The organism is Methylovorus glucosotrophus, from assembly GCF_009858335.1.
GTDB classification, from domain to species: Bacteria; Pseudomonadota; Gammaproteobacteria; order Burkholderiales; family Methylophilaceae; genus Methylovorus; species Methylovorus glucosotrophus.
In genome coordinates, this window is the sequence record NZ_VMSE01000001.1 from 1,887,352 (window position 1) to 1,907,400 (window position 20,049).

A 20,049-nucleotide genomic window follows, 5' to 3' on the forward strand; every position below is an offset into this window, starting at 1 on the left:
CAAAGGGAATAGGGCCGGTTTCCCGGCCCCATTTGTTACGCTAGAGCCAGCACAGCGTTGCTGTTACGCTTGCCGCAACCCAGACCGAACTTGCTGGTCATAGCGAAGTGGTATGTGTACTGGTCGATTGGGCGACCTGGATAACGCATACGCATAAAGTCTTCGCTGTCGCGGTGCAGCTGAATGCCGCCGCTGGTCTCTGCGGACAGGTTCAGCATGTAGCAACGCTTGGCCCATGGAATGGCAGGAGCGGACAAGCCGAAATTTGTGTCAAAGTCGGGCACATAGGTCAGCGGGATGCCATCAAACTTCAAGGTGTCTGTGGCCATGTCGATAGACAGCTTGGAACCGCCGCCATAGGTAACCTGGGTGACGTTAGCAGCGATCACTGCATTGCGCAGGGCGTCATAAAACGCAGAGCCCACGAAAATGTGAGTGAAGCGGCCCTTGCGGCGTTGAATATCACGCTTGGATTGCTCCAGCGCATCGAGCAGCACAGCCAAGCTGGTACCCAAGCCTGTGCGCGCAATGTTCTGCCAGTAGGTGTTGCTTGCAGCGATATTGCCGATAGTGCCGGACGTAGGTGCGGTAGACACAATGGCATCAATGCCAGGTTGCGCATTGGTATATTGGGAGCCATCCAGCCACAACAGGCTGTGCACGTGATCTTTGACGCCTTCTTTCAGCGCTGTGAACTGAGACACGATCATGTTTGTCAGCTGGACAGCTTCGCTTGCCGTGGCAGTGGATTTGCCGATGTCATCATTGACCTTGATGCCGGCGCGCAGCAACTCATCCTCGGACAGCACAAAACCGTCATGGTGATTCATCCAGTCCCACTTGGATAAATCATTCGGATTGCGGCTGTTGTAGGTTACGCGGCCATTGCCAGAATAGAGCTGGCCATTGGCGTCATTGGATTTGAAGATGTTGATGGTGAAGCCATCAATACCGCCAACGATGTCTTTGGCCTTTGGCGTCAGGGCATCCAGCAAAGGACGCTCAACGTTCATCTGATCAACGGGGGTGTTCTTTTGGTAAGCGGTAATCGCCACCTTGCCGATACGGGCAATTTCGGTTGCATTTAAAGCCATGGTTACTCTCCTAAACTATGAAATAGGTTCACTTCATGGTTGGGCGAGACCAGAACAGCCCTGCGTGGTGACGAATCCACTTACAGTCCTTACTCGGCAAGGCCGAGGTCTTGCAGCACAGCTTCTGCAGGTGTGGCCGCAGATGCCGGGCGCGACGCGCCAAAACCATTGCCACGCAAAGGCTGTGCTTGTGATCGCTGAGAGCTTCGCTGTGCAGTAAGCGACTTCTTCAGCGACTTGTATTGAATTTCAAGGATTCCGGGCCATTGCGAAGGCGGGAACCGCTTGCCGATTTCTTCCAGGTCCTGTTTCAGGTAAGGAAGGATTGCCGGAAAATCAGGATCTGTTGATTGCCAGCTCTTTTGCAGTGCCTCGACATCAGAAACGGCCTTATCAATCACTTGCGTCTGCTGCTCTTGCAGCTGCCGCTGCTCGTTCATTCCTGCACTTTGGCGCTGAGCCCTTTCTTGCAGAGAGCGAGCACGAGCCACTTCCAGCGCAGTTGGCTCATCCAACTCAAGATTTTCAACCCGCTGAGCAATATCAGGGTACTGGTCCAGGATTGATGCGCTGATCTGAATGCGTCGCCCATGTGCGGCTTCAAATTGTCGAATCTGGTCGGCAATAATGGCTTGGAATTTATCCGCATCCCCAGTCGCCAACACTTGGCGATATTCGGAGAAATTCACCAGGTCATTTGCGGCGTTTTCGTCGCTGAAACCAAGTTGCCGGAGATGGTCAAAGCTTTCCTTGAACTGCATCACACTGGCTTCAAGCTTATCGGCGCGTTCCTTTTCTGTTTTGTAGCCCTCGGTCACCTTCCGGAAACGCTCATTGGTGTTCGGGTTACGGGACATCAATGGCTTCAGGTCATCATCCGTGATGGCCTTGTCATCAACGGGCTTTTGTTCAGCAGCTTCATCTGCTGGCTTTTGTTCCTCGGCATTACCTGCGCCAGCCTCTACATCGGCAGCAGAATCATCGCCAAGGCCAAGCTCAGTCAATACCGCTTCAGAAGGGTCTTCTACAGGTTCATCGGCAGCAGAATCATCAGCCGATGTGGCATCGGCTTCGCCATCAACAGCCATAAGGGAGAAATACGCGGCCAATCGAAACAGCCATTTGAGGGAAAACAACATAGGTCGGCACCTTTATCTACACGTTTGTGCCGCATTGTGAATCTCTCAAAATCAATCCATGCGATTTCTGAATATGCTTAACAGGCATAAAAAAGACGGCCAAGGCCGTCTTGAGGTTTAGTCGATAACTACCACTGGAGTGGGTGGGTCATCGACTTCGGGAATTGTCTGCGCTGGAACACTTACCATCATCTGAGCAAGATCGCGCAGGCTTTGGGCCATGCTGGATATTTCGCTGATTGCTTGGGCCTGCCCTTGCAAAAGCATTGATAGGCCGTCATTTGCCATCTGCTGCTGTTCGGCACCGGTCACGGCTTGATGCTCTTTCAGGGTTTGCTCACGCTCCTTGATATCCACTTCGCGGCTTTTCAGTTCATAGCCTTGCTTCAAGGTGCTGTTTTCCTGCTGGAGCTGAGATACCTGCTGCGACATACCCTGAATCTGCTGTTTCATGGCATTAATGTTCTGCATGACTTCAGGCGGCAATTCCTCCTGGGCGCCCTCTTGCTCACCATCCTCGCTCTCTGGCTTTTCAGGCAGCCCAAGCAATTGGCGGGCATCAAGGCGTTCATCGAACCGGCGCAACGTTTCGTCCAGCAGGTTGATAATGGTTTCAGCTGTCTTGTTGTCGCCATTCTGTTTTGCGGCGGTAATCTGCTCGATAGCTTTTTGCAGGAGCGGGAGAAGTTGCAGCCATTGATCACGCTCGCGCATCTTGTTTGGTTTGGCGGTTGAACCGGCGCGGATACCAACCTCCACCAGGCGGAACATCTGTTCCTGTGAAAGCTGGGGCCATACTGCCTTTTCACCGTAGCGGCGGGCAATCTCTTCTTGGCTCACATTCTGCAATAACAAATGTGCGGCATACTCGGCCATGTCGGAAAGCCAGTCTTCAAGCACATCCAGATATTCACCTTGCCGCGATGACATGCCAGCACTCTGGATTTCAGCTTCTGTGGCAGTCTTCGCTACACGTACGGCGCCGCTTGCTGCATCCTGAGAGTTAGATACCTTCTCAATGTCATAGAGAATGTCTGAAGTCTCATACATCTGTGCGTTGTATGGAATTTCGGGGAGGCTGGCCAGCTGGTCTGCCAATGGTCGCGTCGGGTCCGCTGAAACACCTATCACATCATCCTTGATGTTGCGGCCATTGATCGCGGATATTTCACTATCGGTGATATCAGACGCCTTATTGATAATGCGAATGGGGATATTCTTTTTGCGATGCTCCGAAGCGTTTGTTCTGCGCGTGTTGTACTCGTCCTGCAGCTCAATAAGCTGCTCCACCATGGATTTAGGATCACGAATACCATCTACGCGGCGGAATTGGAGCGGGAAGAAGGAATACCACTGCGAACCGAATTTCTCGGGCTGCTGTGGATCTCGTGCGAAGACCGGCACGCCATCACATAGCGTGTACATGGTCATGTCATCCTTTGACCATACCTCCCATACATAGACGAGCTTGTCATCCTCATCCACGTTGGTTTCTGCGGTCTCTTCATCCTCAGTGTCACTGATGTACTTCTTAGAACCGCTTGGCGGAGCCTTGCCAAACATGGCTTTGAATTTCCCGACCGTCATGCGCACTCTTTGCGCTATGGCGCCTGCCTGGCGGTATTCATCAATGTCCCGAATGGAATCGTCCATAATAACGATGTCTTCAACAGGGATGATGTCGATAGCAAGATATTCTGACTCAACAACCTCAAGTTGCTTTTGCAGAGCCTGCATCTGCTGGCCAAGCTCAAATTTCTTCGCCTCGTGATCAGCGCAATCACCGCCCTGCTCTGAGGTTTCCTTGATGAGCAGCTCAATACGCATCAGATTGTCCTGGGCATCATTTAGCTGGTTCTTTATAACGGGATCTGTTCTGGTCTCACGGTGCCAGATAACCTTTGCCCAAGCTCGCAAGGCAGTAAGCGCGCCACGGACGGCTGTTTTGCCGCGAATCTTGAGCTTTGTCTCTTTGACAAAGTAATCATTCAAGGCCTGCTCTAGCGTTTCAGCAAACGGCTTGGCGAGCGGATATTCTGCGGTATTGATGCGCTGATTGAGCGTTACGGCTATTTCTGGCGCCTTGGCATAGATGCTCGGCTGGACGGTTTCAAGTGCCGAACCGATGAGATTGACCCGGACAAGGCCTTTATCATCATCGCCTTCGGGATCGCCGTTAGCATACTCGCGAGCCTTCTTCCAGCTGTCGCGCCGGGCTTTCATGCCCTTTTCGTATGCCTTTACACGCTTGTGTAAGCGTTTGGCAGCGGCGTTTTGTTCCTCGCCGCCACCATCCTTTTCTTCGTCGATAATTTCCAGCGACATGGTTAGTCGATATCAGACAGAAGAGTAGCTTGGATATTGCCGCTGGTATATGCGGTGACATTGAAGCGGATGAATTGCGCCAGCGTCACTTGCTGAATGTTGAGGCCGGGGCCGGTAACAGCAGCAGCGCCTGGAGCTGTGCCCCATGTGGAACCATCTTGGGATGTTTGCAGGATGGCAGAGCCAACGAATGCACCGCCCGGCGATCCAATAATGGCCGCAACGGTCATACCCGGCAAAAAGCCAGCCTCAGTGGTTGAAATTGTGGCGCCAGCAGCGAGCGCTGCCAGAATTGCGGATTGCTTGATTTTCATGGGATTCTCCTAGCTTGGAATTGACTGTTAACAGCAGTCCACACTCTAACTACGCCAGTTTTAATCCATGCGATTTAGAGGGAGGTCGAATACCAGCCCCGAAGGGCTGGCGATCTACCCGGCCCCTCCTCAAGGGCCTAGCAGCAAGTTATTCAGGCTTGCCACCTTTTCGGGCCTAGCTTACCGAAGGCCAGGCACCTGCCGTTGCGGGCGGGTTCTTCTAGTACTTAAGTACAATTGCAATAAATTTCCCGTCTTGCCATACTTCACTAAACGGCAACAAAGCCGTAATAACTATATGAGTCAGGAAACGGGGAATTACCATGTCAAACACACTGCTGTGGCTGTGTCTTATCGTTATTGTTGCGGGCCTTATCATCTTTGGTCTTGTTTCAAAAACGGCCAAAGAACCTATCGAAGATCACTACAAAATCTGGTAACTAAGTCAGCTTGTACAGTTCAGGATTGCCGATATCAATTATTGATGCGCCGGTAGACGCGGCCACTTTAATGGCAACGAAAAACTCAAGCGACGTAATATCCACATCCAGCAACCTTGGCGGAGTTAAGCGCTTGCCTGATCCTGATTTTTGCGGGTAGGTAATAGTTGGCTCTTCTGTCGTATTTGGCTCGAACATCCCATACATCTGAGCAGTTCCATTAATTCTGTTCGTTGCGGCCAAGCGATTAAGACCGGAGTTTCCAGATACTTGGAACTCAAACCCTGATTGAATAATGTCACCCTTTGCGACGAGCGCTGCCAGGCCTGTAGTGTTGGTGGTCTTGAGATAGATCACACTTGCGCTTGCGCCTGCATTAGTAATAGCCAGTCGGATCATATTAGGGGCAAGTGGCGTTACAGTAACTGCTGCATTTCCTGATGCAACTTGAACATTCCAACCTGCAGGAATATTGCCTGGATTAGTGATTGTTCCAGACCCTGGGGTATTAGTGCCGCCCGTAGTTCCCCAAACATCCTGTACTAAATTAGCGCCCTTTGTTTTGTACCTTGTGAGGTTAACTTTTTTAGCAATGTTGTTGAACATTGCATAGCCAGATACCTGCGCACCAGACGATGTGAAATGAATACCGTCATCAGAGCGCAGCAGATTGGGAAGAGCATCCAAAGCTGCGGATGATGGGTCAACCATTGCACTGTATGTGTCATTCCATATCACATTGCTGTACTTCTTGCACATTGACTGCAGGCCAGCATTGATAAGTGGGATAAGGTAAGCGCGGACCTTTGCTCCCGTTGAACCAGATTGGTAAATTGGATTGATAGAGCAAATGACAATAATTTTCTTGGAGGCAAGTCCAAGGATTATTTGCTCCATCACTGAGATGATCGTTTGCACCGCATCATTATTTGAAAGGGTGGAATTTAGGTTATTAATCCCCCCTCTCACTATCGCGCACTCATTTGTATCCGCCGCGGCCAACGGAACCTGGACAGCCAGGATTTCTTCCAGGGTACGCCCGCCAATGGCGTAACAGTTAACAATGTCAAACCCGGTCAGGCCATATGCCATCGCCAAGTCGTTATACCAGGCAATTTCAGAGTTTGAGTATGTGCCAGATGACAAGACGCCACCAGATTGCGGCAACCCATAAGCAATTAGCGAGTCTCCTAAAGCCGATGTTGAGGATTTTGCTGCAATTAGCGACGACCCTCCGGTAAGCGGAGGGATGGGGTCGGCTATATTGGTAAGAATTGCCGCGCCTTCTGAAATCAACTGATTTGCATTGACATCAGAAAGAGCATTCCCCATCCAGTCCGTATATAGGCCACGTGGGATAAGCAGCGAGTTAACTTTCAGCACATGGATATTCATATGGGCGCTCCGAAGGGTGATTTTCGGTCACACTCTATCGGCGGAGCTTCCATTCCATGCGATTTGAGATCAGGAGCGGTATCGGCTGCGCTGCTTGGTCTCTTTTGAAGCGGCATACACCCATGCCACGGTGCCAACTTCCACTTTTTTTCGCTTGCTCTCGGTATCTTTGATGTAAGGCCTTGCCATACAGCCATAGCGGAGCGCGTCTGGGCCGTGATCCTCTAAATCGCTGTCAACATCTTCTGCATCGTGCTCATCATGCTGCAGGGCTGGCAGCGTTCGTATAAGGTGGACGCAGGTCTCGAAAATGAACAGCATCGGGTTTCCGTCATCATCACCGTCGAGGCGGATTCTTACCTGCTCCCAGCCTGGCTTGCGTTTGTTATCGCCTGGGCGCCATTGCACTTTTTCTTTACGCATTGTCTCGGCAATGCTGATGCCGCCGTTCTCGCTGAAGATGGCAGGATCAGCGACACCCCAGCCACCCTGTGCTGTCGTTTCTTTACGGTCTTTGCGGTAAATCTCTTTCGCCACCTTGTCGGCGGTCATTTTCAAACCAACGTTCGGCTCACCTTCTTTCATGCCATAGTACTCACGATAGACAATCAGCGCTCCACGCGGGAAGGCTGGCAGCGTGCCATCAGAAACGGCTATCCAATAGCACGCAAAAGGCTTTGCAGAGCCCCAGTCGAATGAGCGGTATTTCGTCCAGTGCGAAGGAATAGCCATGGGCTTTATAACGTGGCGCTCTCGCTTGAATTCAGTAAAGAATGCCCCAGCCACAATATCCCAATCCCCCTCAAGCATCGCTCGAACCATCGCTTCGCTACCCAATCCAGCCAACTTGTCGGCATAATCTTCTTCCATGCTAGGGTTATCCTGAAGCTTGGCTGGAATGTACTGGCGAAGCATGCCGCCTTCTGTATTTGGCATGCGGCGGATCGTGAGTGGCGTCACATTATCGATAAATGCCATTTTCACCCAATGATGACCTATACCGCCTGGGTTGGCACCAGCCATCACCATGGGCAATCGCGCCCTATGTTCTTCGGGTATCAAGTCTTGAAGCGCGCCAAGGCGGCAGCGGCCGCGAAGGAATCGGTAAATGGTATCCGTGAAATGGGTTAGCTCATCTATCAATAGGACGTGAATTTCAGCCCCCTGATATTTGAGCCGGTCTTTTTCGTGCTGGCAATGGCACAGGTGAATCTTGGAGCCATTCCAGAAGATGATCTGGTTATCCGAGAGATTCAGCTTCACCCACTTGGAAACAATCATGTCGGCCAGCAGCGCAGGAAAGCTGGAAGGGCCCTCCATATGGTTTTTCCACAAGTCCTGATAGGTGCGGCGGAATAGGTAAATCTGGATGCCTGGCACCAGCATTGCCCAAGCAATGGCCAGCACGCGCATCAGATGACTGTTATGCGTTGGCACCATGCCACGCCCAGCCAGAAAAAGATGGGAGGGCGAATCCACCTGAATACAGCGAACTGGCACGCTTTCGATTGCCTCTACCGACTTAACCATGCGCCATCGCTGCGTGCCGCGCTCTTGAGTAACCAATCTTTCCGCTTTGCGTCGCAGATGGAATACCTGCTTTGTCGTGGTGAATTTGACTCGATACTTTGGGCCGCAATCTTTGCCATTCAGACGCGCAACTCCCGTTCTGATCGTGGACTTAATGCCCAGAGAAGCTAGCAGCTCATGTACCGACTCAATAAGGGCACGATCACAGTTATCAAACTCACAGGCTCCGCGCAGGTTGCAGGTGCCGTCTGTGTCCATCAGGCCTCTAAGCAACTCCATACGTTGGTGCTCAGAAGCTCGCAAATACACGGATGGAATTTCTTTGCTCTGGATAATACCTAGCGCGCGAAGCTTACCCTGCAGGCCTAGAATGCCATACGCGTACTTGTTCGCTGGGCGCTTTCTCACTTCATAGCCTCTTGCAGATATTTCATCAACTATCTGAGCATCGGCTGTCGCAATCGCACCCTGCCCCCTTGTGCCGTCGCCCAGCCAAACACCAAGAACATACGGATCAATAGGGAGAGAAATTTCATCCAGCGCGAGCCCTGGGCACACAACTATAGAATGATTCGTCCTTTTCCCAACCATCAATGACGCCGCCATTTGCTGGGTTGTAACTATTGAACCTGTTGGAGGGGGCAAATACTCAAACTCTCTACAGGCGTTCAGCTCTGCCATGTCATTTCGCTTGCCAGTGCCGCGCTTTGCCCTTGACTGCCTGCGAGCCTCTCTAAATGACTCAGTGCGCCTAGATAGCGCAGTACGCTCTGCATTACTGAATGTCAGCCACTGATGGCTAGCATCAGCAATGATCTGCTCTCCGTCGCAGAAGGTGACCTGGTAACATGGCCGCCCGCTCATTATTTCAGTGGCAGCAACAACAGTGCATGGCTTTCCGCTTTCATCAAAAACGGCATCGCCTACTTGAATGGCGCCCATCGTCGTCCAGCCTGAAGGTGTTGGAATAGGCGTGTCAATTGCAAGCGCCTTTCCACCCCCCGCCGCCCCGCCATATAGGATTTCAGTTGCCTCGCTGTGAAATGCCAGCGATTGTTTCTCGTGCAGCTCCAGATCCATTAACGCTTTCCGGTGGTGACGATATTGATTTGCGGGATAAGGTCTTTGCCGTCCTTGCCGGTGAGCTCCTGCTTTTCAGTCCACATGGCCAAGTGCTTTCCAAGTAGCTCAAAGCCTCGTAGTACATTTTTAGCATCGAATGTGAATGCAGGAGCAATCTCTCCAGTTGGGGTTTCGACAAGCACCCGCTCTCCAGAGCGATCAAAGACTGCTTCAGCTTGCCGACAACGCTCTATTGTTTCCACAATGCCTTTGATGACGTAATCCTGAGTAATCTCAGTCCGCTTTTCACGGTCTTTCATAAGTTCATCGACTTTACTTCTAACGCTAACATTGGCTAACAATCTGGCACCCTGCTCATTCGCCGTCTTCTCGCTATACCCAGCCCTGATAGCAGCCTGTGTTGCATTCAGATCGATGAGGTACTCCTGGACAAACATTGCTTGCTTTGGTGTGAGTTTTTTCTCGGCCATTCGCTTAAATCTCCTGTGACGATGTATCAACCGGCACCGTCATGCCGAACACCTTGGTGTATTGGATGGATTTGAAGACGTGTACGGGGTTATGCCCATCAATACGAACCCTGTTCATTTTTACCGTGCCCTGCTCGGCCATGCGCTGAAGTATCTTTAAAGCTGTCTTGGCCGGGATGCCTGCGCGGGTTGCAATCGCTGCGACTGGCTGCCATGTGGAAAGCAGCTGGTCTATCACGATCTGTTCATCTACCTTTTTAGCCTCGGCCATATTTCATCCCCTTTATTCACACGCCTAAACGGCCCTTACCTGTTTGATTGACATACTCCCGGATCAAATACCAATGCACGCTGCTTTCGGGCCGAATTAAGTATCTTGCCGCCCGCGCTAATAGATTTTCTCGCCGGTAAAGCATGTGGTTTCTTTTCCTGGCTTGCTTCTGGTTTCTGTTCATCATTTGTTCCTTGGTGGATGAGCTCAAATCTCACGTACCTCGCGCCCCATCAACTTCATGAGCTTGCGCTTGATGATGTAATCTTTGGTCTTCACCCCTTTGGTGTCCTCAATAACCTGCTGGCCATTCTCGGTGTAGACGAAATCGGCGATGTACTTGACGGCGAGCTCCTTGCGCATGCCGCCCTTTTGCGGCGGTACCAGCTCAAAGGCAACCTGAAGCTGCAAGTCTTTGATCAGGCCCGCACGCTCCAGTAACTTCAGTTCACCGTAGCGTTTCGCCTCTTTCTTGCTGTCGAACTTGATCCCATCAATCTCGACGCGGATGTTGTTGTATTTGAATCGGGCGCTCACCATTCCACCTTTGCTGGCTCTTCGGCCTGATGCTCAGCAACATGGATGACTTCGCCAGTCAGGTGGTGCTTAACGACTGCCCGTTTTTTATTCACCGAGTCTCCGTAGATGTTTGCCCAATAAACAGCCGCGTAACGGTGCATAGGCAAGTGAGGCTCTTTAACGACGCCATCAACTTCAATAACCCAAACCTTGTTGCTGCTCATGCCACCACCTTTTCTGATTGGTACCCAACCTCATCCAGCCAGCCGTTTTTCTCATACAGCGCGAAAGTCCGTGCCCGGCCCTCATCAAACAGGCGCACGGCCTCGGCGCGTGGCAGGACCATGCCAGCCTGGCCGTCATAGACCATGTGGCAGTGGTGACAGCTGGCCACGTGCTGATCATCAGCGGCCTTGATCCCCTTCCCTTTGCCGTGCGCGCCCTGGTTGCTATGGGCTGGCTCACAGCCGTCAACGGCATAGCCGGTGCAATCAGGCAGGCGGAACTGGCACTCGTTGATGCGGTGGGCGAGGTTCAGGAGCTTGCGATTGCGGAGAATCATGCTGCAGCCTCCAGTTCCATCAATTCCGATACGGCCTGAATCCGGCTACCAATCCAGTGCATGCAGGGTACGGCCATGGAGTTGCCCAAGGCTTTGTAGCGCGGGCCGTCAGCTGCTGGTTTGTTCCTAAATGGGATAAGGGTGTAATCGTCTTGGAAGCCCTGCAGGCGTTCGCACTCGCGAGGGGTGAGGCGGCGGACTTGCATGGCCGACATAACTGCGTGCTTGTCGCCCTTTGTCAGGGTAAACATAGGATCATTTGCACCGCCAATGCCCATGCCATGACCTTTTCCTGACTGGTTGCCGCTTCCGTCCGTGCCTGCATGACGTGTGGCCATGTCATTAATTGGGAGGACTGTGACAAGGCCATGCTCATCTTTGTAGCCGCTATGTGCATCACCATTGCTGGTCTTATTTGGAGCGACTTGCGCAATATATGGTGCTTCATGGTTGCAGTTCAGCGTCGGCGCCATGTCATCACCGATTTCGGCACCGGCCTGACCGGTTGCAACGCATAGAGTTGCAATCATGTGACCGCAAGCAGCATCTTGCGCGCCTGCGCTTCTTCCTGTTCTTGCTCCGATAGTTCCTGCGACAAAATGGCCTGCCGCTGCTCCCTCAGGTCTTCCTCCAGCGCCACCGCTGAAAGCGCCCGCTGTAATTGCTCCGGCAACGTCTTGCCCCGCTTGTCGGCTCGGCGCAGGATGCCCCTGCAGGCTGTGGCGCTCAAAAAGTACCGCTGCGGCAGGTCTCCAGTCTCCAAGATATCCGACAACGAACACACGGCGGCGGCGCTGGGCCACTCCGAAGTATTGAGCGTCAAGAACTCGGTAGGCGAACCCATACCCGAGTTCGCCCAGCATCCCGAGGAAGGTGCCAAAATCCCGTCCTTTGTTGCTGGACAAGACGCCGGGGACGTTCTCCCAAACCAGCCAGGCGGGCCCAAGTCTGCGAGCAAGCGCACCGAACTCAAGCATGAGGTTGCCACGCGGGTCATCCAGTCCAGCTCTGAGTCCCGCGACTGAGAAGGATTGGCATGGGGTTCCTCCGACGAGAAGATCGATAGCTGCATATTGGCCTTTCTGGATAGTTGTAAAATCCCCGTGCAATGGCACGTCCGGATAGTGGTGCGCCAGCACGGCGCGGGGGAAAGCCTCAATCTCTGAGAAAAATGCAGGCTTCCAGCCGAGACCGTGCCAGGCAGCTGTGGCCGCCTCAATTCCTGAACAAACGGATCCGTAGATCATGCTGCTGCCCTCTGCTTGTTCTGATCCTGATAAAAAGCCTTTGCCTCAGCGGCGCATACCGCCAGCAGCTCAGTTGGCTGCCTGATCCAAAATTCACGGTTGTAGACGACCATCTGGCGGAGCTTGTCCAGCTCTTCGGCGGAAACGCCCCACTTGCCGGTGCGCTCCCAGCGCTTCTGAATGCTCACAATGGCGGGCTTGAATTCCTTCTCAGCATGGAGAAGTGCATAGCGGCGCTCATCGCTGGATTGCCCGGCGATCAGTAGCAGGTTGAGCATGTCCTGCAAGGCCATGAAATCATCGTCGGTTGGCGTGCCATGGGCGAAGACATTCACATGGCGCCACTCACGCGATTCAAGTTTGGTTTCCTCTATGCCGCGCATGACCAGAATGGGAGCCTTGGGCTTGAGGCCGTAATTGACGTTGCGCTTTTTGCCGCGTTTTTTCATAGCAGTGACTCCTGCTTAAACTCGTCGCGCTCTACCTGATCGTAAGCATCGCCAAACATGGATACTTGCGCCGTCTGCTTGCGTATGCGATTGCATGCAGCTTGGTAGTAGTCAGGATCAAGCTCGCAGCCTACAAACTCATAGCCCATGTAATGCGCGGCAATCGCGCTTGAACCGCTACCAAGGTGAGTGTCTAGGATTCGCTGGCCCGGCTTCGCATAGTTGGTCAGCAGCCATTCATAGAGCTTTACTGGCTTTTGGGTTGGGTGAATACGTTCAGCATCTGCATTTTGTGGACGTTGATAATATGTTTTCGCCGATGCCTCAAATGATGTCCAAGCAAATTCACAACTTGCAAAGCTAACGCTTTCTGGTTGCTGTTTATCCCAAATCAAAAAACATCTCGTTGGTGGAAGGTCGAAATAATTTCCACCCCAAATAATTTGTTGCAATGAAATCCTCTTTAACTCATTGAAATATTCAATCGATGGCAAATATGAATCCCAATCCTTCCCCTTCCCGCCATAATGTCCAAGGCGTCCACTACTGTTAATATCTATCCCATAAGGCGGATCAACAATCGCCAGATCAAACGCCTTGTCAGGTAGCGTAGCCATGTACTCCATGCAATCGCCTAGGTACAAAGTAGACTTTCCTATTTGCGTGCTTTCCATCATTCCCCAAACTCCTGCAGAATCGAATCCATCATTTCGGCCCGGCCCTGCTCGTTCAGGTGTGGCCATAGGTATTTCATTGCATGCTCGCCGCGAAGGAAGGCCATAGCGCTTTCATGAAACTCACGCATTGCGCCCTCTTCCAGCTCTGAGTAGCTGATTGACTTCGGCACGGGGATAACGCCACCTTTGGCGCCGGCCATCCAGGTAACGAACCCGCTGCCGATTTTCAGCCAGTCGCGGAACATCTCGAATTGCTCAATTCGCTGCTGCCCGTCGAATACGGCCTGCTCGATTGCCATGTGGCGGCGATGAAACTTCCCACTGCGCGCTTTATGGGTAGTGATGGTCGCCATTTCGCCTGGCTCCATGGCTAAAAACCCGTTCCAAAAGCGGCGCCACCTTTTTTTCCCCAGCTCGCCTACGCCGTCGATGATCCCGAAAATCACAGCGCGCACGGCCTCAGCCTGCTCCGGGGTGATCTTCTGGCCTGGCTTACGGAATAATTGGATTTCAGGCATCAGATTGAATCTCCGCAATAAGCTGATCCATGGCAGGCTTTCCGTGCTGGGTGCGATAGACCTGCAACCACCGGCGCTTGTACCAGTCCGGGAGCATGCGCAACCAGCGCACCAAGCACGCCCGGCAGTTCATGTTGAAGGTGTATTTCTTTTGGCAGCATGGGCATGGCACTCACACACCCACCTTGGCGCGGACATCTGCCAGCTTCGAGCGTGCGGCCTGTTTCTGCTCATCGGTGAGATCAGCCTTGCCGCTCAACATCTTCATGGACGGCAGGGCATTCACGATGGCGCCGGCAATGGGTGGTGGTAACAATGCGGCTGCATGGCTGGGACTGATACGTCCACGTGCCACGGCATCATCAAGCGCCTGCTTGCGGCCTTCTGGTTCGTGGCCTAGGCTGGGGAACCATTGCGGAGCAATTCCCTTCAGTTTGTTCTGGCTAACAATACGGTTGTAGGCGTCCTTGAATGCCATGCGCGCGGCGATCATGTCACCCTCTTCAATCAGCGGATGTGCAATTCCCATGGCGTCGGCAATCTCAGAATTAAGCACTGCGCTGGCATTTTCGTCATGGGGGTACATTGCCCATGCCTCGTCAGCACCTGGACGGCCATCGGGACTCAGATTGTCAATTTCCCGCTGGATGCCGGCCTGGTTAAATCTTGGCTGATTCAGACGGACGTTTCGCAATGCGTTCTCCATCAGGCCAATGTCGTATTGCTGAAAGTCCTTGGCCATGTATGCCAGCGCCACGCCAGACAGCTCGTACCCCATGAGCTCGGCAGTGGCAGCCAGCATCTGAACCAGCTTCGTTTGGTTTTCGTTCATGCTGCCTCTCCAAGAATTTTCATTGCATCGCCAACGGCATTTGCATTGCTTTGGGATTTGTCTAGCTGACGCGCTTTGGTCTGCGTGATGGGGTTGCCTGTAGCCCACTCCATGCGAAGCTTTTCGGCGTCTGAAAGTAGGCAATCCACAACATGAGCCCGGCTGACGTAGTAGCTGTTGTTGTTGGTCAGGAAGAAGGCGGCAACATGCGGGGCCTCTTCAAACCCAAGGCGCTGCACGAATTGCTTGATCACGGAATTGACCTTGGCATTTCGGACTGCCTCTGTACCGTAGCGCTTGAAGTAGGCGGCCTGGTATGCAGCCCAAGTTTGTTTGCAGGCAGCTTGCAATTCCGTTTCCGACTTTTGAGGTGCCGCTGCCGATTTTTCGGCGGCGGGAACCACTGCTCCTGTTCTTGTTCCTGCTCCTGCTAAATGCTCCTGTTCTTGTTCTTGCTCCTGTTCTTGGCTTACAAGGGCCTTGGAAGGGGCTTCAACATCGCGGCATTCAGACATGAGAAATTTGGATTGGTATTTCTCGAAGAAAGGCTTCAAATAAGGGCTTTCAGGCTGTGCGTTGTATTCGTTCTGCACCCCCTTAACCCTCAAATCCTTCTCGGTTAACTGCTCACCTATCTGGTAGGTAGCCATTTCATGCACCCAGACCACCTCAGAAGCATCATCGTAGGAGCAAAATCCAGCTTCAATGGCACCTTGAAGGCCCTTGGAAGCCCCTTCTATGGATAGTCCGCATTCATGGGCAATATAGATTTTTGGCAGGTAGTACATCCCCAGCATGTTCGCGTGCGTGCAGGTCATGAGATAAAGGGCCACCAGTTGGCACTCGACCCCTTTGCTGCGCAGCTTTTTACCTGTGGCGCCAATCCAGAACTGAGGGCTGACTTTTGAATAATCGCGCATGGCTATACGTTCACCGACAGCGTAGAAATACCGGAATAAAGGCGTAACTCTTTGCGCGCCAAAGGGCGTGATTCGAGACGTGCTGGGCGGTCTTTGATGCGGTAGATACCATCCACGCCATAGCGGGAATCATCAGGCACAGTTTCATCAACAGAGGGGGCGTATTTAAGCCCATGAACAGCTGCAATGAAGGTGTTGTAGCCATTGCGCTCAACGGTCACCAGTCCGGCGCGTTTAAGCGCGTGTACGTGGCCTCTCATGCCCTCGATATTGATGTGCATGCATTCGGCTGGATATGCGGCGACAAGTTGACGGTGCAGGCTGATATAGCCGTTTACCGTGGTTTGGAGAACATCCAGAATGCAGACGCGGAGCTTGTGCGTGTCCAGGCGTTCGTTCTTGATCATGATCACATTACTCATCGGCGCGCCCTTCCGTATCCATGTGGGCTTCATCTGATAAACCGTCAGCAACCATTTGAGATGTCCATGCGCAGTACCAGAGAAGAAGCGCTATTGCCGCAGCGAACAGAAATAATCCAAGAAGCAAATATGTCATGCTGCCCTCCTTGCTTTTCTGAGCAATAGCTCTTGTTCAAGCTCATAAATTTCTCTGTCTTCGTCATCGACAAAAACAAACCTTCCACCAACCCGCATGCACATGTACTGAAGCAAGTAGACGGACCCGGATTCCTCCATAACCTTGATCAATTCATCAATACCCAAAGCCGCCCGGCCGTTCTGTGCCCGGCTCAATACTTCACGAGCCTTGCCGATTTTTTCGGCAAGCGTGTCTTGTGTGTAGTTGGAATGAAGGCATGTCTTCGTGAGTGCCATAGGACCCGACTTGCATTGCTTGACCAGTAAATCAGGCGCCATTTCAAGCTTTGGAGCCTGCGCTACCAGTACGGGAAACATCTGTTTTGTAGGGTTCATGTGCGTCTCGGTGACAGTTGGTGACAGTTGAAATTAGGTTAAAAAAATACAGGTGCGGTACCTTGCACCTGTCGGTTAAGCGGCCTTGCGGTCTTGAGGGTTGTTGATGAGCTTGAGTATCGGCTTGATAGGTTTACCAAGTCGAACAGCAGCACCAACGACATGATCGGTCTGTTGCTGGGTCAGCTCTTCTGGCCATTGACTGATCCGTGACCGGTGGTAACCGAGACCACGTGCTAACTCAGCCCTTGTCCCGAAAAGCTCAACTGCTTGTTTCTTTAACATAGGATGAATCCGTTTAAATAACTAAACCAATTTTAGTCCTCTAAACTAATAGAAGTCAAGCATACAAAACAATTTTATGATTAACATGCTAAACATGAATAATTTGCAGAGTAGAATCGAATTTGCCGTGGTTGAGTGGCAGAAGAAAAACGGTCGCCCCTTTAAGAGGACGTACCTTTTCGATTACATTGGCGCGCACAAGCTTTCAAATGTGTCGATGCCAAGCCGCGCCACCGTGTCGCTATGGTTCAATGGCCCAACAAAAGAAATAAGCGCAGACCTTAATGGATTAGTTGCTGATTTCTTTGGGGTTGATCCTGAGTGGTTGCGCACTGGAAGGCCTGGCGCTATAAATGACAACGCCCACGAAGGGCCAACACTAGAAAAATTTAGGGTAGCTCCAGTAGTAGGGCAAGCCCAGCTTGGGGATGAGGGGTATTTTGTGGAGCTTGAATATGCGGTTGGATTTGGGGATGGCTTTATTGAGTGGCCAACCAAAGACCCAAATGCCTATGCGGTAAGATGCGTCGGCGACAGTATGAAGCCGCGCATACGCCATGGTGAATTTGTTGTGGTGGAACCAGGCCACCAACCCACGCCTGGCGATGATGTACTAGTTAAATGTCTGGAAGGTCGCGTTATGGTGAAAGAGCTGCTATTTATTCGCGATGGACAGGTCCATCTGGGATCGGTCAATGAGTCGCACCCCAAAATCACCATAGACCAGTCGCAAATTGATGTGATGCACTATGTCGCAGGGATTGCCCGCAGTCCAATGTTTAAACGATTGATCCAGGAGTAACAGCCATGGTAAGAATCTTTTTGCTAATCGCCCTTCTCACCGGCTGCGCCTCTGCCGACTTAAATAAAGTGCCAGAAGGCATGCGAGTCAAAGACGAGAAATCAGTATCTGCCTGCGAGTTCAAGGGTGAGGTTAATGGAATATCTTCCCTTTACGGCTTATTTGCCGAGGTTGCTTTGTCGAACGCAAGAAAACAAGCTTTTGCTCAAGCTGCAGAGCTCGGCGCCAATACGATTGTCTGGAAACCTCAGGTTGCTCAGTATGGGTCAACCTCGGCCAATGGCAACGCCTACCGCTGCCCTTAACCTTGACTGGGTATAACTATGGCTCTTATTAAGTGCAAAGAATGCAAAAGCCAAATTAGCAGTAAAGCCAAGGTATGTCCGAACTGTGGCGCTCCAGTAAAAAAAGAAGCCACTTTATTAGGGTGCCTTACGGTATTTCTTTTGGTTGGATTTGTTATTTTCCTATTTAGTGACGGTGACAAAGAGACAGCTACAAGCACTTCGGAAGCCAAGCAAGAATGCGCGAGTGACGATCTGAGTTGCCTCGGGAATAAAGGGATATTAAGCGCTAGTGTTTATTGCCAAGATCCAGTAGAGCGCTTGGCGAAGTACAGCATGAAGTGGACAGATGGGATTTTGGAGCCAAAATTCAGTAGATTCATGTGGAAAGACAAGAATAAAGGCGAGATCACCTATATAGGTGATAAGGCTCAGTTTCAGAATGGCTTTGGTGCGTTCATGACGGTCATTTATGAATGTGATATGGCGAATGACAATAAGACAGTCATTGGCGCCAGGGTTACCGAAGGTCGGCTTCCGTAAAGCCTTTTACTATCCACCAGCGGTATCTAAGCGATCTATATTGGATTAAGTTAAGACTGAGAGGAATGCTCGTAGTTGTAGTGTTTACGCTAATATTAATTTGCTAACTACTATGTTTCGTAAGTATTTTCCTCGTGCTGTTGTTTTTAATTGTTTACTTAAGTAAACTTCTTGCTGACGGTGTCGTCAATATAAAGCCGAATCATTTCATGCAAGGCTTTTAGGAGGTTTTATGGAACATATGAGAAAGATTGCTACAAAAGTGCTTGATTTTACTGCACGTACATCGAAAACCCTTTCGCCGGCTGAGTACATAACATTCAGCGCTAATAGCCGCAATCAGATTAAACGCGTTAAATTCGTTGCTCCCAAACTTGGCTCTGAAGGCTTCGGCAAGTTTGAAGTTGAGCTGTCTTCTCCTGTATACGAGATGGAAGCGTGACCGATAATCAAGATCAGCCATTGGCTCAAAACAACCAGCTTGATACGATTGCATCATCTCTTTCTGTAATAATTGAGCAGCAGCAGCAGGAAGTTGGCATAAAGAACCGGGAACTTGACGTAAGAGAGCATGAAATATCGTCAAATGAGAGGATAGCTTTAGCAAGCATACAGGCCCAGTCTCAATACCGAGCTGACAATGCCGGGAAGTACAATGCCCATCTTATTCATCGCTACTGGTTTATTGGAACAGTAACCTTCATGGTATTAGCATTTGCGGCTTTTGCCATCACTCACGAATCCAAAGACATTATTATTGACTCAATTAAGATGATACTTGGTTTTTCGGCTGGGGCCTTTGGTGGATACCATTGGGGGAAATCAAAATCTGGGAAAGATGACCAGTAAATAATTATTTAATGCACAACCGCCTCCGGGCGGTTTTTTATTGCCACGTCCCGCACTCGCGGGATTTTTTTCGCCTTTCTAAACCACGTCTGTTAAATGCACAATCCATTTTGTTTAGTTAACTAAAAATAAATGTTGACTTGATTAAACTTTATTGTTTATCATGCTTAACATATTAAGTCGACACTAAACAAGTGGAGGTTGCATGAGATTCAACACAGAAATCGGCGGGTTTGAAATCCACTCGATGCCCAGCAATACGCAGGTGGCGATTTGCACGAGCTTTTACGTTCGTGAGGAATTGCGCGGCCAGGGTAACGCTTACATCCTGCACAACAAGCAGTTGGAGCGCCTGATTGATCTTGGCTATGACTTCGCCTATTGCACGGTGACTGGCGACAACCCTGCACAGTCCCGCGCTATTGCAAAAGCTGGCTGGATGTTGGATCACACGTTCTACAACTCCCGTCTCGGCGTCACCACTCAATGTTGGTCAATCAACGTCCATGAGACGCGCAATAAAGAGCTGGCCGACATCATGGCCCGCGAACTGGTGGAGACATAAC

Annotated in this window: 27 protein-coding genes; 6 read left to right on the plus strand and 21 right to left on the minus strand. The window is 51.3% G+C overall.

What is annotated here, in order from left to right; all coding sequences use genetic code 11:
- Positions 1-35: 35 nt before the first annotated feature.
- From FNL37_RS08765 to FNL37_RS08865, 21 genes are all read right to left on the minus strand, one after another.
- Positions 36-1,094 (minus strand): phage major capsid protein, encoded by a 1,059-nt coding sequence (locus tag FNL37_RS08765; RefSeq protein ID WP_159355862.1) that lies wholly within the window; start codon positions 1,092-1,094, stop codon positions 36-38.
- Between the two features lie 89 nt (positions 1,095-1,183).
- A complete protein-coding gene (locus FNL37_RS08770) occupies positions 1,184-2,233 on the minus strand; it encodes a hypothetical protein (RefSeq protein WP_159355863.1) in 1,050 nt (349 codons plus the stop codon).
- 117 nt (positions 2,234-2,350) lie between these two features.
- Entirely contained in the window at positions 2,351-4,558 is a 2,208-nt protein-coding gene (locus tag FNL37_RS08775; RefSeq protein ID WP_159355864.1) for a sbcc family protein, read from the minus strand.
- Between the two features lie 2 nt (positions 4,559-4,560).
- Complete coding sequence (locus FNL37_RS08780; protein WP_159355865.1) at positions 4,561-4,872, minus strand: discoidin/SUN/FTP domain-containing protein; 312 nt, start codon at positions 4,870-4,872, stop codon at positions 4,561-4,563.
- A 440-nt stretch (positions 4,873-5,312) separates the two neighbouring features.
- Positions 5,313-6,707, minus strand: a complete 1,395-nt coding sequence (locus FNL37_RS08785) for an SGNH/GDSL hydrolase family protein (protein ID WP_159355866.1) — start codon at positions 6,705-6,707, stop codon at positions 5,313-5,315.
- Between the two features lie 69 nt (positions 6,708-6,776).
- Positions 6,777-9,317: an LAGLIDADG family homing endonuclease gene (locus tag FNL37_RS08790; RefSeq protein ID WP_159355867.1), complete on the minus strand. Its 2,541-nt coding sequence runs from the start codon at positions 9,315-9,317 to the stop codon at positions 6,777-6,779.
- Positions 9,317-9,790: a terminase small subunit gene (locus FNL37_RS08795; protein ID WP_159355868.1), complete on the minus strand. Its 474-nt coding sequence runs from the start codon at positions 9,788-9,790 to the stop codon at positions 9,317-9,319. The genes FNL37_RS08790 and FNL37_RS08795 overlap by 1 nt, the downstream gene beginning before the upstream one ends.
- A 4-nt stretch (positions 9,791-9,794) precedes the next feature.
- Positions 9,795-10,061 carry a hypothetical protein gene (locus tag FNL37_RS08800; protein WP_159355869.1) on the minus strand — a complete coding sequence of 89 codons (267 nt, stop codon included), beginning with the start codon at positions 10,059-10,061 and terminating at the stop codon, positions 9,795-9,797.
- Positions 10,062-10,268: 207 nt separating this feature from the next.
- The gene (locus FNL37_RS08805) at positions 10,269-10,601 is read right to left on the minus strand and encodes a DUF1064 domain-containing protein (protein ID WP_159355870.1); all 333 of its coding nucleotides are present in this window, start codon (positions 10,599-10,601) and stop codon (positions 10,269-10,271) included.
- Positions 10,595-10,804, minus strand: a complete 210-nt coding sequence (locus FNL37_RS08810) for a hypothetical protein (RefSeq protein ID WP_159355871.1) — start codon at positions 10,802-10,804, stop codon at positions 10,595-10,597. Before FNL37_RS08810 ends, FNL37_RS08805 begins: the two co-directional genes overlap by 7 nt.
- Entirely contained in the window at positions 10,801-11,142 is a 342-nt protein-coding gene (locus FNL37_RS08815; RefSeq protein ID WP_159355872.1) for a hypothetical protein, read from the minus strand. The genes FNL37_RS08810 and FNL37_RS08815 overlap by 4 nt, the downstream gene beginning before the upstream one ends.
- On the minus strand, positions 11,139-12,389 hold the full coding sequence (locus FNL37_RS08820; RefSeq protein ID WP_159355873.1) for a DNA cytosine methyltransferase: 1,251 nt from the start codon (positions 12,387-12,389) through the stop codon (positions 11,139-11,141). The genes FNL37_RS08815 and FNL37_RS08820 overlap by 4 nt, the downstream gene beginning before the upstream one ends.
- A complete protein-coding gene (locus FNL37_RS08825) occupies positions 12,386-12,838 on the minus strand; it encodes a hypothetical protein (protein WP_159355874.1) in 453 nt (150 codons plus the stop codon). Before FNL37_RS08825 ends, FNL37_RS08820 begins: the two co-directional genes overlap by 4 nt.
- Positions 12,835-13,455, minus strand: a complete 621-nt coding sequence (locus tag FNL37_RS08830) for a DNA methyltransferase (RefSeq protein ID WP_244948243.1) — start codon at positions 13,453-13,455, stop codon at positions 12,835-12,837. Before FNL37_RS08830 ends, FNL37_RS08825 begins: the two co-directional genes overlap by 4 nt.
- A 56-nt stretch (positions 13,456-13,511) precedes the next feature.
- A complete protein-coding gene (locus FNL37_RS08835) occupies positions 13,512-14,033 on the minus strand; it encodes a hypothetical protein (RefSeq protein ID WP_159355875.1) in 522 nt (173 codons plus the stop codon).
- Positions 14,034-14,205: 172 nt separating this feature from the next.
- Positions 14,206-14,865: a hypothetical protein gene (locus FNL37_RS08840; RefSeq protein ID WP_159355876.1), complete on the minus strand. Its 660-nt coding sequence runs from the start codon at positions 14,863-14,865 to the stop codon at positions 14,206-14,208.
- Complete coding sequence (locus FNL37_RS08845; protein ID WP_159355877.1) at positions 14,862-15,785, minus strand: hypothetical protein; 924 nt, start codon at positions 15,783-15,785, stop codon at positions 14,862-14,864. The genes FNL37_RS08840 and FNL37_RS08845 overlap by 4 nt, the downstream gene beginning before the upstream one ends.
- Before the next feature lie 2 nt (positions 15,786-15,787).
- Positions 15,788-16,207, minus strand: a complete 420-nt coding sequence (locus tag FNL37_RS08850) for a hypothetical protein (RefSeq protein WP_159355878.1) — start codon at positions 16,205-16,207, stop codon at positions 15,788-15,790.
- Positions 16,200-16,343, minus strand: a complete 144-nt coding sequence (locus FNL37_RS08855; RefSeq protein WP_159355879.1) for a hypothetical protein — start codon at positions 16,341-16,343, stop codon at positions 16,200-16,202. Before FNL37_RS08855 ends, FNL37_RS08850 begins: the two co-directional genes overlap by 8 nt.
- Complete coding sequence (locus FNL37_RS08860; protein ID WP_159355880.1) at positions 16,340-16,720, minus strand: helix-turn-helix domain-containing protein; 381 nt, start codon at positions 16,718-16,720, stop codon at positions 16,340-16,342. Before FNL37_RS08860 ends, FNL37_RS08855 begins: the two co-directional genes overlap by 4 nt.
- A gap of 75 nt (positions 16,721-16,795) precedes the next feature.
- Positions 16,796-17,005 (minus strand): helix-turn-helix domain-containing protein, encoded by a 210-nt coding sequence (locus tag FNL37_RS08865; protein ID WP_159355881.1) that lies wholly within the window; start codon positions 17,003-17,005, stop codon positions 16,796-16,798.
- Between the two features lie 94 nt (positions 17,006-17,099).
- Between FNL37_RS08865 and FNL37_RS08870 the strand changes: the two genes are divergently transcribed.
- From FNL37_RS08870 to FNL37_RS08895, 6 genes are all read left to right on the plus strand, one after another.
- Complete coding sequence (locus tag FNL37_RS08870) at positions 17,100-17,807, plus strand: S24 family peptidase (protein WP_159355882.1); 708 nt, start codon at positions 17,100-17,102, stop codon at positions 17,805-17,807.
- A gap of 5 nt (positions 17,808-17,812) precedes the next feature.
- On the plus strand, positions 17,813-18,112 hold the full coding sequence (locus FNL37_RS08875) for a DUF4156 domain-containing protein (protein WP_159355883.1): 300 nt from the start codon (positions 17,813-17,815) through the stop codon (positions 18,110-18,112).
- 18 nt (positions 18,113-18,130) lie between these two features.
- Positions 18,131-18,634, plus strand: coding sequence for a zinc ribbon domain-containing protein (locus FNL37_RS08880; RefSeq protein ID WP_159355884.1), 504 nt, complete (start codon positions 18,131-18,133; stop codon positions 18,632-18,634).
- Between the two features lie 232 nt (positions 18,635-18,866).
- On the plus strand, positions 18,867-19,076 hold the full coding sequence (locus FNL37_RS08885) for a hypothetical protein (RefSeq protein WP_159355885.1): 210 nt from the start codon (positions 18,867-18,869) through the stop codon (positions 19,074-19,076).
- Complete coding sequence (locus FNL37_RS08890) at positions 19,073-19,483, plus strand: hypothetical protein (RefSeq protein WP_159355886.1); 411 nt, start codon at positions 19,073-19,075, stop codon at positions 19,481-19,483. The genes FNL37_RS08885 and FNL37_RS08890 overlap by 4 nt, the downstream gene beginning before the upstream one ends.
- Before the next feature lie 205 nt (positions 19,484-19,688).
- Entirely contained in the window at positions 19,689-20,048 is a 360-nt protein-coding gene (locus FNL37_RS08895) for a GNAT family N-acetyltransferase (RefSeq protein WP_159355887.1), read from the plus strand.
- Position 20,049 lies beyond the last annotated feature (1 nt).

Excerpts from the sequence above, each read along its gene's own strand:
- FNL37_RS08795 (WP_159355868.1), bottom strand. The coding sequence starts at position 9,790 with ATGGCCGAGAAAAAACTCACACCAAAGCAAGCAATGTTTGTCCAGGAG.
- FNL37_RS08840 (WP_159355876.1), bottom strand. The coding sequence starts at position 14,865 with ATGAACGAAAACCAAACGAAGCTGGTTCAGATGCTGGCTGCCACTGCC.
- FNL37_RS08815 (WP_159355872.1), bottom strand. The coding sequence starts at position 11,142 with ATGATTCTCCGCAATCGCAAGCTCCTGAACCTCGCCCACCGCATCAAC.
- FNL37_RS08845 (WP_159355877.1), bottom strand. The coding sequence starts at position 15,785 with ATGCGCGATTATTCAAAAGTCAGCCCTCAGTTCTGGATTGGCGCCACA.
- FNL37_RS08880 (WP_159355884.1), top strand. The coding sequence starts at position 18,131 with ATGGCTCTTATTAAGTGCAAAGAATGCAAAAGCCAAATTAGCAGTAAA.
- FNL37_RS08810 (WP_159355871.1), bottom strand. The coding sequence starts at position 10,804 with ATGAGCAGCAACAAGGTTTGGGTTATTGAAGTTGATGGCGTCGTTAAA.
- FNL37_RS08820 (WP_159355873.1), bottom strand. The coding sequence starts at position 12,389 with ATGATCTACGGATCCGTTTGTTCAGGAATTGAGGCGGCCACAGCTGCC.
- FNL37_RS08765 (WP_159355862.1), bottom strand. The coding sequence starts at position 1,094 with ATGGCTTTAAATGCAACCGAAATTGCCCGTATCGGCAAGGTGGCGATT.
- FNL37_RS08895 (WP_159355887.1), top strand. The coding sequence starts at position 19,689 with ATGAGATTCAACACAGAAATCGGCGGGTTTGAAATCCACTCGATGCCC.
- FNL37_RS08850 (WP_159355878.1), bottom strand. The coding sequence starts at position 16,207 with ATGAGTAATGTGATCATGATCAAGAACGAACGCCTGGACACGCACAAG.
- FNL37_RS08835 (WP_159355875.1), bottom strand. The coding sequence starts at position 14,033 with ATGCCTGAAATCCAATTATTCCGTAAGCCAGGCCAGAAGATCACCCCG.
- FNL37_RS08875 (WP_159355883.1), top strand. The coding sequence starts at position 17,813 with ATGGTAAGAATCTTTTTGCTAATCGCCCTTCTCACCGGCTGCGCCTCT.
- FNL37_RS08775 (WP_159355864.1), bottom strand. The coding sequence starts at position 4,558 with ATGTCGCTGGAAATTATCGACGAAGAAAAGGATGGTGGCGGCGAGGAA.
- FNL37_RS08800 (WP_159355869.1), bottom strand. The coding sequence starts at position 10,061 with ATGGCCGAGGCTAAAAAGGTAGATGAACAGATCGTGATAGACCAGCTG.
- FNL37_RS08865 (WP_159355881.1), bottom strand. The coding sequence starts at position 17,005 with ATGTTAAAGAAACAAGCAGTTGAGCTTTTCGGGACAAGGGCTGAGTTA.
- FNL37_RS08805 (WP_159355870.1), bottom strand. The coding sequence starts at position 10,601 with ATGGTGAGCGCCCGATTCAAATACAACAACATCCGCGTCGAGATTGAT.
- FNL37_RS08785 (WP_159355866.1), bottom strand. The coding sequence starts at position 6,707 with ATGAATATCCATGTGCTGAAAGTTAACTCGCTGCTTATCCCACGTGGC.
- FNL37_RS08860 (WP_159355880.1), bottom strand. The coding sequence starts at position 16,720 with ATGAACCCTACAAAACAGATGTTTCCCGTACTGGTAGCGCAGGCTCCA.
- FNL37_RS08885 (WP_159355885.1), top strand. The coding sequence starts at position 18,867 with ATGGAACATATGAGAAAGATTGCTACAAAAGTGCTTGATTTTACTGCA.
- FNL37_RS08830 (WP_244948243.1), bottom strand. The coding sequence starts at position 13,455 with ATGGCTACGCTACCTGACAAGGCGTTTGATCTGGCGATTGTTGATCCG.
- FNL37_RS08770 (WP_159355863.1), bottom strand. The coding sequence starts at position 2,233 with ATGTTGTTTTCCCTCAAATGGCTGTTTCGATTGGCCGCGTATTTCTCC.
- FNL37_RS08870 (WP_159355882.1), top strand. The coding sequence starts at position 17,100 with ATGAATAATTTGCAGAGTAGAATCGAATTTGCCGTGGTTGAGTGGCAG.
- FNL37_RS08790 (WP_159355867.1), bottom strand. The coding sequence starts at position 9,317 with ATGGATCTGGAGCTGCACGAGAAACAATCGCTGGCATTTCACAGCGAG.
- FNL37_RS08780 (WP_159355865.1), bottom strand. The coding sequence starts at position 4,872 with ATGAAAATCAAGCAATCCGCAATTCTGGCAGCGCTCGCTGCTGGCGCC.
- FNL37_RS08825 (WP_159355874.1), bottom strand. The coding sequence starts at position 12,838 with ATGAAAAAACGCGGCAAAAAGCGCAACGTCAATTACGGCCTCAAGCCC.
- FNL37_RS08855 (WP_159355879.1), bottom strand. The coding sequence starts at position 16,343 with ATGACATATTTGCTTCTTGGATTATTTCTGTTCGCTGCGGCAATAGCG.